The 13356-nt window shown below is 64.8% G+C and carries 12 protein-coding genes and 1 pseudogene; 7 read left to right on the top strand and 6 right to left on the bottom strand.

Translation table 11 applies throughout. From position 1 onward, the window contains the following. The coding region (locus VFA16_RS10890; RefSeq protein ID WP_324967816.1) for a cation-translocating P-type ATPase at nucleotides 1-2422 on the top strand (2422 nt) is incomplete at its 5' end. A 36-nt stretch (nucleotides 2423-2458) separates the two neighbouring features. Here the strand turns inward: VFA16_RS10890 and VFA16_RS10885 are convergent. Both VFA16_RS10885 and VFA16_RS10880 read right to left on the bottom strand, forming a co-directional pair. Then, complete coding sequence (locus VFA16_RS10885) at nucleotides 2459-3325, bottom strand: SDR family NAD(P)-dependent oxidoreductase (RefSeq protein ID WP_324967815.1); 867 nt, start codon at nucleotides 3323-3325, stop codon at nucleotides 2459-2461. Between the two features lie 327 nt (nucleotides 3326-3652). After that, nucleotides 3653-3886 (bottom strand): DUF7218 family protein, encoded by a 234-nt coding sequence (locus VFA16_RS10880; RefSeq protein ID WP_083086893.1) that lies wholly within the window; start codon nucleotides 3884-3886, stop codon nucleotides 3653-3655. A gap of 228 nt (nucleotides 3887-4114) precedes the next feature. On the opposite strand from VFA16_RS10880, the pseudogene VFA16_RS10875 reads away from it, so the two are divergent. The 4 genes and pseudogenes from VFA16_RS10875 to VFA16_RS10865 all read left to right on the top strand — a co-directional run. Next, nucleotides 4115-4330 (top strand): annotated as a pseudogene (locus VFA16_RS10875) (SDR family mycofactocin-dependent oxidoreductase); the annotation flags it as partial. A 34-nt stretch (nucleotides 4331-4364) separates the two neighbouring features. After that, nucleotides 4365-4445 (top strand): hypothetical protein, encoded by an 81-nt coding sequence (locus tag VFA16_RS23795; protein WP_414687692.1) that lies wholly within the window; start codon nucleotides 4365-4367, stop codon nucleotides 4443-4445. Nucleotides 4446-4627: 182 nt separating this feature from the next. After that, nucleotides 4628-6388 (top strand): N-acyl-D-amino-acid deacylase family protein, encoded by a 1761-nt coding sequence (locus tag VFA16_RS10870; RefSeq protein WP_324967814.1) that lies wholly within the window; start codon nucleotides 4628-4630, stop codon nucleotides 6386-6388. A gap of 78 nt (nucleotides 6389-6466) precedes the next feature. Continuing rightward, nucleotides 6467-7732 carry an aromatic ring-hydroxylating dioxygenase subunit alpha gene (locus tag VFA16_RS10865; protein ID WP_324967817.1) on the top strand — a complete coding sequence of 422 codons (1266 nt, stop codon included), beginning with the start codon at nucleotides 6467-6469 and terminating at the stop codon, nucleotides 7730-7732. A gap of 10 nt (nucleotides 7733-7742) precedes the next feature. Here the strand turns inward: VFA16_RS10865 and VFA16_RS10860 are convergent, their stop codons facing one another. The 3 genes from VFA16_RS10860 to VFA16_RS10850 form a co-directional block, all read right to left on the bottom strand. After that, nucleotides 7743-8603 carry a hypothetical protein gene (locus VFA16_RS10860; protein ID WP_324967813.1) on the bottom strand — a complete coding sequence of 287 codons (861 nt, stop codon included), beginning with the start codon at nucleotides 8601-8603 and terminating at the stop codon, nucleotides 7743-7745. Between the two features lie 228 nt (nucleotides 8604-8831). Next, entirely contained in the window at nucleotides 8832-9350 is a 519-nt protein-coding gene (locus tag VFA16_RS10855) for a phenolic acid decarboxylase (protein WP_324967812.1), read from the bottom strand. A gap of 127 nt (nucleotides 9351-9477) precedes the next feature. Next, on the bottom strand, nucleotides 9478-10026 hold the full coding sequence (locus VFA16_RS10850) for a helix-turn-helix domain-containing protein (RefSeq protein WP_324967811.1): 549 nt from the start codon (nucleotides 10024-10026) through the stop codon (nucleotides 9478-9480). A gap of 292 nt (nucleotides 10027-10318) precedes the next feature. Here VFA16_RS10850 and VFA16_RS10845 point away from each other — a divergent pair, with 292 nt between their 5' ends. Continuing rightward, on the top strand, nucleotides 10319-11359 hold the full coding sequence (locus VFA16_RS10845; protein ID WP_324967810.1) for a nitronate monooxygenase: 1041 nt from the start codon (nucleotides 10319-10321) through the stop codon (nucleotides 11357-11359). Nucleotides 11360-11798: 439 nt separating this feature from the next. Further along, on the top strand, nucleotides 11799-12830 hold the full coding sequence (locus VFA16_RS10840) for a fused (3R)-hydroxyacyl-ACP dehydratase subunits HadA/HadB (protein WP_324967809.1): 1032 nt from the start codon (nucleotides 11799-11801) through the stop codon (nucleotides 12828-12830). Nucleotides 12831-12908: 78 nt separating this feature from the next. On the opposite strand, the gene VFA16_RS10835 is transcribed toward VFA16_RS10840, so the two are convergent. Next, nucleotides 12909-13356, bottom strand: a 448-nt coding sequence (locus VFA16_RS10835; protein ID WP_324967808.1) for an LLM class flavin-dependent oxidoreductase, incomplete at its 5' end; no start/stop codon positions are given.

Below are 13356 nucleotides of genomic sequence, written 5' to 3'. Positions count from 1 at the left end.
CGAACGCGCCGCGGCCGAGCTGTTCGCCGAGCAAGAGCGATTCGCGCGGCGTGTCGTTGTCCCGGTGGTGACGACGACACGGCGCCGCTTGGAGGCGGCCCGGCATACCGACCGCATGTTGACGGTGCCCGCCAGCTCACTGCGGCCAGGCGACATCATCGACCTGGCCGCTCCCGACGTGGTGCCCGCGGATGCGCGCCTAGTGGTTGCTGAGGATCTCGAGGTCGACGAGTCGCTGCTCACCGGTGAGTCACTCCCGGTCGACAAGCAGGTGGAGCCCGTCGCCGCTGACGATCCCGACCGGGCCAGCATGCTTTTCGAGGGCAGCACCATCGTCGCCGGGCATGCTCGTGCCATCGTCGTCGCCACCGGTGCCGCCACCGCTGCACAACGCGCGATCTCGGCGGTCTCCGACGTTGAACCGGCGGCGGGGGTTCAGGCGCGGCTGCGTGAGCTGACCAGCAAGGTGCTTCCCATGACACTTGCCGGCGGGGCTGCGGTGACCGGCTTGGCTTTGCTGCGCAACGCTTCGCTGCGTCAAGCGGTCGCCGACGGCATTGCCATTGCGGTGGCCGCCGTCCCTGAGGGACTGCCGTTGGTGGCTTCCGTCGCCCAGCTTGCCGCCGCCCGCCGGTTGTCGCGCCGTGGCGTGCTGGTCCGCGCGCCCCGCACCATCGAGGCGCTGGGCCGGGTCGGCACCGTCTGTTTCGACAAGACCGGCACCCTCACCGAGAACCGCCTGCACGTGGTGTGCGCTGTGCCGGCCGGCACCGACCCGAGCGGTCCACTCCCCGATCTCGCTGATCCGCAGGCTGCTGAGGTGCTTCGCGTCGCCGCAAGGGCATGCCCGGAGCCGGAGGATCAGCACGGGCACGCCCACGCCACCGATGAGGCCATCATCTCGGCGGCGAGTTCCCTTGCAATCCAAGGCGATTCAGATTCTTGGACGGTGCTTGCCGAGGTGCCCTTCGAATCCAGCCGCGGCTTTTCGGCTGCGATCGGGACGCTGAATAACGACCAGCAGGCGCCGATGCTGATGTTGAAGGGTGCCCCCGAGCAGATCCTGCCCCGCTGCCGGTATGCCAACTCGGGTGTGGACGGCAACCATGCGGAGTCGATGGTGCACAGCCTCGCCGAGCGTGGTTTGCGGGTGTTGGCGGTGGCGCGGCGCCGCTGGGACGGTGAAACCGCCGACGAGTCCGACACCGATGCCGACGCCGTCGATGCCGCCGCGCAGGATCTGGAATTGCTCGGCTATGTCGGTCTGGCAGACACCGCTCGACCCTCAGCGCGTCCGCTGATCGAAGCGCTCGAGGATGCCAGGCGCCGCGTCGTGTTGATCACCGGCGATCATCCGGTCACCGCCCGGGCGATCGCCTACCAATTGGGTCTACCGGCGGACGCGCGGGTGGTTACCGGTGCCGAACTCGCCGCGCTCGACGAGGACGCCTGCGCCAAACTCGCGTCGGAGGTGCAAGTCTTCGCCCGCGTCAGCCCGGAGCAGAAAGTACAAATCGTCGCCGCGCTGCAACGCTGCGGGCAGGTCATCGCGATGGTAGGTGACGGTGCCAACGACGCCGCCGCGATTCGGATGGCCGATGTGGGCATCGGGGTCAGCGGCCGCGGTTCGTCGGCCGCCCGCGGATCGGCCGACATCGTATTGACCGAAGACGACCTGGGGGTGCTGGTCGATGCGTTGGTCGAGGGCCGCGGTATGTGGAGCGGGGTGCGCGATGCGCTGACCATCCTCGTCGGCGGCAACGTGGGCGAGGTGATCTTCACGATCATCGGCACGGCGTTCGGCGCGGGCCGGGCGCCGATCGGCACGCGTCAGCTGCTATTGGTGAACCTGCTCACCGACATGTTCCCGGCACTTGCGGTTGCCGTCACCCCGGTATTCGCCGAACCCGAAGAGACCGAAGATGAAACCGGCAACGGGGTTGACGCGGCGCACCGCGCCTACCAGCGGGCGGTACTCATGGAGCCCACACCGTCACTCGATACGCCGCTGATGCGCCATATCATTAGCCGCGGGGTTGTCACGGCTGCCGGCGCGACCGCGGCCTGGGCCATCGGGCGTTGGACACCGGGCACCGAAAGACGTACGGCGACAATGGGTTTGACTGCGCTTGTGGGTACCCAGCTGGCGCAAACTCTGCTGACCCGTCGCCACAGCCCGCTGGTGGTGGCCACCGCACTGGGCAGCGCTGCGGTCCTGGTAGGAATCGTCCAGACCCCGGGCATCAGCCAATTCTTCGGGTGCACGCCCCTGGGTCCCGTCGCGTGGACAGGTGTGATCGGCGCTACCACAGCGGCCAGCGCTGTATCGGTGCTGGCCCCCAACTGGCTCGTCAAAACGGTCGATGGCGCAGCGTCTGCGCAAGAGCAGGCACTGCAACGCCGGCTGCGGGTCGCGGACTAACCCGAACGAGCTACTGGCTGAGCAGGCTCGTCGTCGTCATCGGTGGCGCTTGTTTTCGATCGCGTACCGATACCAAAGCCGCGCTGCCCAATCCACCGGTCCGGCCAGCGCCACGGTGGTGACTTCTGCGGGCCACGCCCACCACGGCTCGATGGTGCGCGGCCGTTCGATGATCGCCTTGGCGACCACGTCGGCGGCCTCATCAGCGGACAGCCCCGGAAGTTTGCGCAGCAACGGCGTGGGCTCGGTCATCCTGGTGCGGACCAACGCGAGATAGATCGACGTGACGTCGACGCCGTCGGCGTGCAGCTCGGGAGCGACGCTGCGCAGCCAGATGTCGAACGCGCCCTTCGAAGCTTGGTAGGCGCCCCACTGCGGGCCGGGCGGAACCCGCACTCCGATGCTCGACACGCTGATGATGTGTCCGCTGCCGTGTTCGCGCATCGCGGGAAGCAGGCCTAGCAGCAACCGGATAGGCCCGAGGTAGTTGATGTCGATGGTGCGCTGAAAGTCATGCGGGCGGTCGTATTGGTGATGCAGCGACCGGCGCAGCGATTTGCCGGCATTGCTGACCACGATGTCGAGGGGGCCGTGCTCATCGCTGATGCGTTCGGCCAGCGCGTTGACCGCTGATTCGTCGGTGAGATCGGTCGGGTAGGAAACCGCTCGGCCGCCACCCGCGGTAATCGCTGTCACCAGGTCGTCGAGCCGATCCTCCGAGCGGGCGACGGCGAGCACGGTCGCACCCGCTGCGGCCAGCGCGCGGGCGGTCGCCTCCCCGACACCGTATGACGCGCCGGTCACCAGCACGGTTTTGCCCGATACGGCGCGGCGTAACTTGTCGGGGTCTGAGATCCGCGGCGGGTTGACTAGTTTGTCGATCGCCTTGGCGGCTACGTTCATGCAACTATTCTGCCCAGCTCCGCGCTGGTCTCTGAGTTGTCGGTGTTCTCTTTCTCCGCGCTTACTGGCGCAGCGCGGCTGTAATCGCCTGGTTGAAGGCAGGATAGATGGGTCGTACGCGCCGTTGCGTTCGGCGAAGACCAGATCGGCGACATCTTGGAAGACCACGGCTTGGCCACCGTGTGTACCAAGAACGTCGGCATCCCGTGGGTGCGCGCAAAGCACGGCTGACAGCGGCCATGCATGGCTGGCCGCCAATTAGATTGTGCCCGAGCGGTATTGAGCCGCCGGGATTTCAGTTGCTCTTTGCCCCGATGGGCAGCCTGGCTAACTCGATTTCTTGCCGCCCTTTCGGCCGGCGGCCTTCTTCTGGGACTGATTGCCGCCGCTGCCGCTGCCGCTGCTACGACTGCTCTTGCTGCTGCCCGAGCTCTTGCCGCCTCTACTGGATGCTCCGGGCGAATTCGCAATTGCAGCTGCCCGAGACTTGCTCATCCCCTTCTTGCGCAAGCCCTCATACTGCTTGTCGTTCTTGACGCTTGAACCGTGGTCCTTCGCCATGATGCCTCCTGTGACGTCGTTTGCTCTGAATACCCAACTTGGTGTCCGAGCACACATTCGGACAGCCGCCCGCCAGTACGTGGGTGCGGCGACGCAAACGCTGCCGCCTGCGCATCGGCTGGGTGCGATGTAGCTGGCCAGAGCCCGGGGACGCAAAAACGAGTAATCCATTACCCAGTGGATTCTCGCGCCGGAACGGGATACTCAGCGCAATCGGAGGGAGTAGCCATGGCAGAGCAATTTGACGGCAAGGTCGCGTTCATCACCGGTGCCGCGCGTGGCCAAGGCCGGTCGCATGCGGTTCGGTTCGCCGAGGAGGGCGCCGACATCATCGCGTTCGATCTCTGCGATCAAATCGACTGTGTCGCCTATCCGATGCCGACCCCTGAGGATCTTGATGAGACTGTGAACCTTGTCGAAAAGACTGGTCGCGCCGCTGCCGCTCGAACTCATCGAACCAGCTGATGTTAGCGAGGCGATGGTCTACCTATGCGCCCAGTCAGGCCGCTACATCACTGGGATCACATTGCCGGTCGATGGCGGCATCACCGTCAAGTAGGAAGCAAAAACGCCTCCGCTTGGAGGGCGCGGCAATAGTCATTGACTCGACCGAGCATGACGATTACCGTCAATGTTTACGCTACGAGGCGTAGCGTAATGCGCTTGTAGTTCGGCTGCCACCCCGCAACCGGCGTGCCGCGGGCTCAGGTCAGCAGGTCCGCGGCGACGAGGAGGAGACTCGTGTTCGACCTGAAAATCATTGGTGGCACTGTCGTCGACGGCACCGGGGCGGAGCGTTTCCGGGCCGACGTTGGCATCAAGGACGGCACGATCGTCGAGGTCGTCCGGCGTGGCCCCAATGACCCGGAGATGGGCGGCGAGAGTGCCGAAATCATCGATGCGACAGGCCATGTGGTGGCTCCTGGCTTCGTCGACATCCACACCCACTACGACGGCCAGGTGAGCTGGGACAGCTTGCTTGAGCCGTCGAGCGGGCACGGGGTAACGACCGTGGTCACCGGCAACTGCGGTGTCGGCTTTGCCCCGGTGCGGCCAGGCCGCGAGGAGTGGCTGATCAAGTTGATGGAGGGTGTCGAGGACATTCCGGGCACCGCTTTGACTGAGGGCATCACGTGGGGCTGGGAAAGTTACCCGGAGTACCTCGATGTGATCGGGCAACGGAAGTTCGCGATCGATGTCGGCAGCCAGATCCCGCACGGCGCGGTTCGCGCCTACGCGATGGGTGAGCGGGGCGCCCGTAACGAGCCGGCGACTCACGACGACATCGCAGCGATGGGCCGGCTGGTCCGAGAAGGAATCGAGGCCGGCGCGCTTGGGTTCTCGACGTCCCGCACACTGGCGCACCGAGCCATGGACGGCGAACCCGTGCCCGGGACGTTCGCCGCCGAAGAAGAACTGTTCGGTCTCGGGCGGGCGATGGCGGCCGGCGGTCAGGCGGTGTTCGAGCTCGCCCCACAGGGAGCCGCGGGCGAGGACATCGTCGGCCCTAAGAAGGAACTGGACTGGATGCGGCGGTTGAGCGGGGAAATCGACCGTCCTGTCTCGTTCGCGCTTATTCAAGTGGATGCTGATCCGCACCTGTGGCGCGAGCAGTTGGAGCTCTCGGCGGCTGCGCATACGGAAGGCAGTCGGTTGCACCCGCAGATCGCGGCGCGCCCGTTCGGGATGATGATCGGCTTCCACGGCCACCATGCCTTCGGTCACCGACCCACCTACCGCAAGCTGAAGGCTGAATGCAGCCCCGACGAGCTCGCCCAGCGCCTCGCTGACCCGGCGGTGAAGGCAGCGATCTTGTCCGAGGACGATCTACCCATCGACCCCGCAGTGCTGTTCGACGGCATGTCCACCTTCGTGCAGTACTCATTGGACCGGCTCTACGCGCTGGGCGATCCGCCTGACTACGAGCCCACACCCGACTGCACCGTCGCCGCGATCGCCAAGGAGCGCGGCGAGGATCCGCTGGCGACCCTCTATGACCTCATGCTCGAGTCGAACGCGAGCGCCATGCTGATGCTGCCGTTCTTCAACTACGCCGACGGAAACTGCGATGCCATCCGTGAGATGATGTTGCACCCCGCCGGTGTGCTGGGGCTCTCCGACGGCGGTGCGCATTGCGGAATGATCTGCGACGCTTCGTATCCCACGTTCCTGCTCACGCACTGGGCGCGCGATCGCAGGCGAGGCGAGAAGCTGTCATTGGAATACGTTATCCGCAAACAGTCACGTGACACGGCTTATCTGTTCGGCCTCACCGACCGCGGCACGATCGAACCAGGCAAGAAGGCGGACATCAACGTCATCGACATGGATGCGCTGACATTGCATCCCGCGGCGATGGCCTACGATCTGCCCGCGGGCGGGCACCGGATCCTGCAAAAGGCAAGTGGCTACACGGCAACCATCGTCAGCGGAACCATGACCCGGCGCAACGGCGTCGACACCGGGGCCCGTCCCGGTCGCCTGGTGCGTGGCGCGCGCTAGAGGCCGATGAAGGTGGCGGCCGCAATCCGTGCCCGAACCCGGGACGAGGATGCCATCGGCACCCCGCCCGAGTGCCCGATGCTAGTGCCCGCCGAGCGCTATTACTCTGCGGAGTTCGCTCGACTCGAGATCGAACGAATGTGGCCGAAGGTGTGGCAGCTTGCGTGCATGCTCGACCATGTCGCTGAGCCCGGCGACTACTTCGAATACCGTTGCGGCCCATACCGGATACTGCTCGTCCGCGGTGACGATGGCGAGCTGCGCGCGTTTCAGAATGTGTGTCGCCACCGCGGCAACTCCCTGTGCGTGGGCTCCGGTTCGGGACTGCATGAGCTCAAGTGCGGTTACCACGGCTGGACGTGGGATCTGGCCGGCACGCTCAAGCGGGTGCCCGACCGCAAAGGCTTCGGCTCGTTACGACTGTCGGACTTTCCTCTTGTTCCGGTCCGGGTCGACACCTGGGAGGGCATGGTCTTCGTCAACCTCGATCTTGACGCTGTGCCGTTGCTCGATTACCTGGAGGAAATACCCGACGACATCGCCTGGTGCAAGCTCAGCGACTTCCGCTGCTACGCCACCCTCACTGTCGACGTCGACGCCAATTGGAAGACCATCGCTGACGGCTACAGCGAGACCTACCACATCCAAACACTGCATCCTGAATTGCTGCGATGTGTCGACGATGTCCATGCGCCGCAGCAGATCTGGGGCCACACCGGTAAATCTGACCAGCCCTACGGCGTACCGAGTCCACGCTTCGACGGCACACTGAGCGACGAAGAGGTCTGGGACGCTTATGTTTACACCCAGGGTGCGCTGATGGGTGCACCCGAAGGCACGCCGTTCCCGTCCGACGAACAGCGGCCCGGGCAGACGGTTCAGGACCTGATCGCGGCACGCACACGGGCATTTGCGGCTGGGCGCGGAGTCGATCTGGGTTGGGCCGACACCGACCGGATCACCCGGCTGCACCAGTACAACGTGTTTCCGAACATGACGTTTCTGACCAACGCCGACCACTTGACCATCATGTGTTCGCGCCCAGGCCCCGACCCCGATCACGGCCAACTGGTCATGTTTTTAACGGCGCGGATGCCGCCGGGTGCGCCGCGCAACAAGCCGACGGATGTGCGCACAACCGCCGGAGAAGCCGAACCGGGTGTGGTGCTGACTCAAGATATTCAACTGCTCGCGGGTGTACAGCGCGGCATGCACCAACCCGGCTTCACCCACCTGGTGCTCTCCAGCGAGGAGCGGCGCGTGATCAACATGCATCGCAACCTCGAGCGCTACCTCGACCTGCCGGAAGCTCAGCGGATGCGCGGCGGCACCATTCGCGTGTAATGCGTTGTGCTCAAACGGGGTCGGCGGGCGCGCCGTGATCGAGGCCGGTCCGCAGCAACTCCCACGCAAGGTGACGGGCTTCAGCTGCTCGGTTCACCATGAGCCGCTGGACCGGCGGGATCGGATTGTGCTCGGGTGCGTGGCCGTCGATCACGGCGAGGTGAACATCTTCGGCGACCTGAACCGCCATCAGGGCCGCCTCGTTGACGCGGTGCAGCGCCTGATGCAGCCGGTTGTCGTCGACCAGCAGGTGGGCATTGCTGATTTCGACCGAAAACTCATGCACGACTTGGCTGATTTTTTCGAAGATCGGGTTCATCGCCAGTTCCCGCTCGTCGCGGTCCTCGATGCGCAGGACTCTCGCGGCCTCGTTCCACAGTGTTGCCAGCATCTGGGTGTGCGAGCCGACAGCGCGCGACACTTCGATCATCGCTTGTTTCTGGAGCAGCTTGAGTAGGTGGCTGCGCTCGACGCGAGCCAATTCCCGCTGAGCCTCCATCTGGGTGCGATGCAAGCTCTGTTGGGCTTCCATTTCCTCCTGGTGCAACCGGCGCGTTATCGCGACTTCACGGGCCGCCCGCTCTTCGGCGGCGACGAACTCCTTGCGTAGGTGTTCTGCTGCTTCGGCCATGTGCTGCGCCGCCTGACGCTGGATGGTGACGGTCTGCCAGATCGCGACGAGGACGACGCCGAATACGACGGCGCCGAAGAACCACTCTGCTTTGGATCCGCTCGGGCCGGGACTGAAGAAGATAAACCAGCAGATGGCCAGGCTGCCGGCGACTCCGCAGCTCAGCCAGCCGAGGCCGCGCCAGCCGCCGATTGCGGCCAGTGGTCGGCGTGGAGGTGGCTCGGTTGGTAGTGGTGGCATTGGAGAGCCGTTCACGTGGCCGGGTTGCGCAGGCCCGGCGGCCCTGGCAATTTGTGCTGGTCCGGTCACCTGGGGCCTCCCTTCTGCCTGACCACTGGGCATGTCCGGTCCAGACTAGAGGCGACGGTTGTCGAGATTCTGCTCGGTGCGGGCCGGCTCCGGTCGTCAACGCCTTGGGTACCACTGCCACGCCGACGGGAAGGTTTTTGGCGGCTGGACTTGTCGCAATCAGTTCGTGCGGTCAGCCCATCCTGGCGGCAGGTCCTGGGGAGCAGTGTCGATGATGGACTCGTCGTCGACACCGACGTATTCGAACAACGTGATGTAGGCGAATTCGGGGACTTGGTAGATGGGGTACGTGGGGCCCTTGTCGCGGTAGGCCCGCATCTCATCTAGGTGCTCGTTTTGAAAGCAAACAGTGCGTTCCCCGTGGAGCCGGATCCACTGGGGGAAGAAGATCACGCCGTGGATGCGGCGTTTGGCCGGGAGGACGTTGACGGCCACGCATGTGCCGGTGGGTTCTGTCCACGACACTTTGAAACTGTCTTCGTCGAGTTGGAACAGGTCGACCTGCTGATCCTTGACCCAGCGGCCTCCCACGTGTCCGGAGTGGATGCGGTAGTCGATGGTGCTGGCGTTCTTGACGTACATCTCGTACTGCCAGCCGTTGGCGTAGGTATAGATGAAGCGATGCCCGACGATTCCTGAGAGATCTTGCGAAGGAACCGGATTCGAGACACTCGTCATTGCCGTTCCTCCTATTGAAAACCATTAAGGGAAGCCAAGTCAGGTCAGGGGAACTTAGCAGGATTTACCTCGCCCCGGGTACCAACCGAGCGCCAGGTCTGCCTCGAGCTCGCGTCGCGTGACTACCCTATTGCCGTTGTAAGGCTCGAATTTCGCGCACGGTCGCGGTGTCGAGCGGCTCAAGCAGGCGGTGCGGGTGGCGCATCGCGATGCTAACCGGATCATTGCGAACCTTCTGCTTGCGAGACCCGACCGCGATCACGACATCGTTCGGCTGCGGCACCACGTCGCACCGTGGACATCGGCCACCCGAATCCAACTCGGCTCCGCACTCGCTGTGGGTGTAGCGCCGCGTCGACGGGTGACAATGCCTCGAACCCCACGTGATCAAGGCGTATAGCGCGGGCCAAAGTTCTTGGCCAGCCGCCGTCAACGTGTAGGTGTAGTGACGTCCGGCCGAGCCATCGCGATCTCGGGCTAGTACGCCGTGCGCCACGAGTGTTCGCAGCCGGTCGCTCAGCACGGCGCGCGGAATGTCCAGGTGCTCAACGAAGTCCTCGAACCGACGGACACCGAAGAAGGCGTCGCGGATGATCAACAATGTCCAGCGTTCCCCCAACACCTCCAGCGCAGCAGCCAGCGCGCAATCTTGACCGGGATAGTTCTTGCCGAGCATGACGAAAATCCTAGTCGGTTAGTACGGTGATTGAATGGTGGATCGGTGATCGCCGGACCGCCTGTTGAACGCCTCGGCGTTTGCTGCTTGCTTGCTTGTTAAGCGGCTCTACAGACCAGCGCTCACCGATGTACCGCCTCACATTCGAGGCAGCCGGTTTTCTCGAGACAAGTGAAGTGCTATGTTGCGTTCAATTACTGAACTGCGACCTGCGATGCCTTGCCGCGGCGATAGCGGCCCAATACCGAATCCGTCGGCGAAATCTCGCCGCCGAGCAGAAACGGAGTGAGCGGTGATCCTCGATTCCTGTCGGGCCCCGATCGTGCTGGCACCGCTTGCCGGCGGCCCTTCGACACCCCAGCTGACCGCCGCCGTCAGCGAGGCTGGCGGGCTTGGCTTTCTAGCGGCCGGCTATTTATCCGCCGATGAGATGGTTGCGAGACGCGCCGCTACCCGCGCACTGACTAGCCGTCCGTTTGGCATCAACCTATTCGTGCCAGGCCGACCCAGCCCAACAAAGATCGTTCAGGGCTACGCCGAACACATCGCCGCAGACGCCGCGAGCGTGGGCGCACGGTTAGGAGCAGGCCGCTACGACGATGACGATTGGGACGCGAAAATCGCTGCGTTGCTGGCTGATCCACCACCAGTCGTGTCCTTCACCTTCGGAATTCCCGATCCACAAATTGTCCGCCACTTCAGGACCGCCGGAACCGAAGTCTGGATCACTATTGGATCGCCGACGGAGGCGGAGGCCGCGTCCGCGGCCGGCTCGGATGCGCTCGTCGTTCAGGGCGCCGAAGCGGGCGGGCACCGCGGCGGCCCCGATGACGATCCCGCTCAAGTGGTGTCGCTGCTGCCGCTGCTGCAATTAGTGGCGGCCAGTGTCGACCTCCCTTTGATCGCCACCGGAGGGATCGCCTCGGGAGCAGCGATTGCCGCGGTGCTATGTCTGGGAGCTCGGGCGGCGGCCATAGGCACCGCTTTTCTCGGCTGCCCTGAAGCGGGCACCTCGGCCGTGCACCGTGAGGCGCTTCGCGGCGACCTCCCCACGGCCTACACCCGTGCCTTCACTGGCCGCACCGCCCGCGGCATCGTCAATCAATTCATGCTGAAGCACTCTGAAGCACCCAGTGCATACCCAGAGATTCATCACCTCACCGCACCAATGCGAAAGCAGGCCAGGCAATCCGGACGGGCCGACTTAGTTAACCTCTGGGCTGGCCAAGGTTATCCGCTGACGCGAAAACTACCGGCTAGCGAGCTTGTTCACGCACTGATGGAAGAAACACGCACCGCGCTCAGCCGCGTTCAGGCGTCACTGCACCTGTAAGCCATCGCCTTACAACCGCAGCGTGCGTGACGTCGACGCAGCGGATCGCAGCGTGGCCACGATGGCTGCCGCCGAATCAGCAACTGACCGTGGCGGGCCAGGATCAGCCGGCCACCGTCGGCCGTCCAGGCGACTACCACCTCCACGGCGAGCCCTATTAGGTCGTCAACGGTGAGCGGCTCAGGTAGGGCCAGCGGGGCGACCAGCAGGGAGAAGGGCATCCGGCAAACGCTTGACTGGTACCGGGCTGACTCGGATCGGTCCCGATACCGGCTGCTCCCCGGAAAGCCCCGCTGACGATGCGGCATGCCTGGGCGAGTCGAGCCCACTGGCTAACACGAGTCGGCGAAGCATATCGGCGTGTGTTGCTACGGTGGCCGCGCGTTAGTGTGCTTTGGTCGGCCTCACCAACAAGCCGATAGGACAGTTGGACACACTCATGACCACAGCAGCAGACGCGTCGGTAATCGAATCGCGGGTCGGCCACTACTACCAGATGGACGGCACCTACCTGGTCGGCCGCGAGAAGCTACGCGAGTACGCCCGTGCGGTGCAGGACTATCACCCCGCGCACTGGGATGTCCGCGCCGCCGCGGAGCTGGGCTACCACGATCTTGTCGCGCCGCTGACGTTCACGTCGGTCCCGGGCATGGCCTGCAATCGCCGCATGTTCGAAGAGGTGGTCGTGGGCTACCACACCTATGTGCAGACCGAAGAAGTCTTCGAGCAGCACCGCCCGATCGTCGCCGGCGACGAGCTGCACGTAGACGTCGAACTGTCGTCGGTGCGACGCATCGCCGGCCGAGACCTGATCACCGTGACGAATACCTTCACCGATACTGCGGGCGAACGGGTGCACACGCTCCACACCACCGTCGTCGGCGTGACCGCCGAGGATGTCGATCCGGCGATCAAGACGGCCGCACAGAACGCGATGATGCACGACGTGAACCTCGCCGCAATCGGCGAATCCGATGCTCCCTACGAGAAGACGGTGCGCCCCGAAGGCGAAGTTCGAATCGCCGACGGCGGCACGACCCGCACACCAGGGACGCCGTGCTTCGAAGACGTGCAGCTCGGCGGCGAGCTGCCTGTGCGCCACGCGCGTCTCTCCCGTGGTGACCTGGTGAACTATGCCGGGGTGGCCGGCGACGCCAACCCGATTCACTGGGACGAAGACATCGCCAAACTGGCCGGCCTGCCCGATGTGATCGCCCACGGCATGCTCACCATGGGATTGGGTGCCGGTTTCGTCTCCGCATGGTCGGGCGACCCCGGTGCGGTTACCCGCTACGCGGTGCGGCTGTCGCAGCCCGCGATCGTGTCGGCCACCGAGGGCGCCGACATCGAATTCAGCGGCCGGATCAAGTCGCTGGATCCGGCAACCCGCACCGGTGTCGTCATCGTCGCCGCCAAATCTGAAGGCCGGAAGATCTTCGGCCTGGCGACGGCCAGCGTCCGCTTCCGCTGACCGCCCTGATTGCGGCGATTGGCCGTCAGCGCACCGAAGCGCTCGTCTTCCATCGGCATGGCGCTGTGTGACGGCGGTTCACAGCGCGGCCGTAAGCCTCCACAGCGCTTCTCGGTCGGCGGAGGCGGAGCGGTCGAGCGGGCTGATCACCACGTGGGTGGCACCTGCCTCTCGATACCGGCGCAACTGACGCGCAACGGATTCCTCGGGTCCGATCGCGGCAAGGTCGACAACGCTGGCGAGGCCTTCACGGGCGATCACGTTGCGGTAAGACGGGATGGTCTCGTAGAAGCTCAGCTGTTGCGCGGCGAGGGTACGTGCGCCCTCAAGATCCTCGGACAACAAGGTCGGCACGGCGGCGATGATTCGCGGCGCCGGGCGCCCCGCTTCGGCTGCCGCCTTGGTGATCGTCGGCACGATGAATTCGCTGAGCGTCCGCGGACCCGCCAGGTAAGGCGTCCCGTCGGCCAGCTCGCCGGTGGCTTGCAACGCTCGCGGACCCATCGCTGCCACGTAAATCGGGATC

The organism is Mycobacterium sp., from assembly GCF_035653355.1.
In the GTDB taxonomy this organism is placed as follows: Bacteria; Actinomycetota; Actinomycetes; order Mycobacteriales; family Mycobacteriaceae; genus Mycobacterium.
The sequence above is the reverse complement of the archived record's forward strand: the minus strand, read 5'-3'. Positions and strand labels throughout refer to the sequence as shown.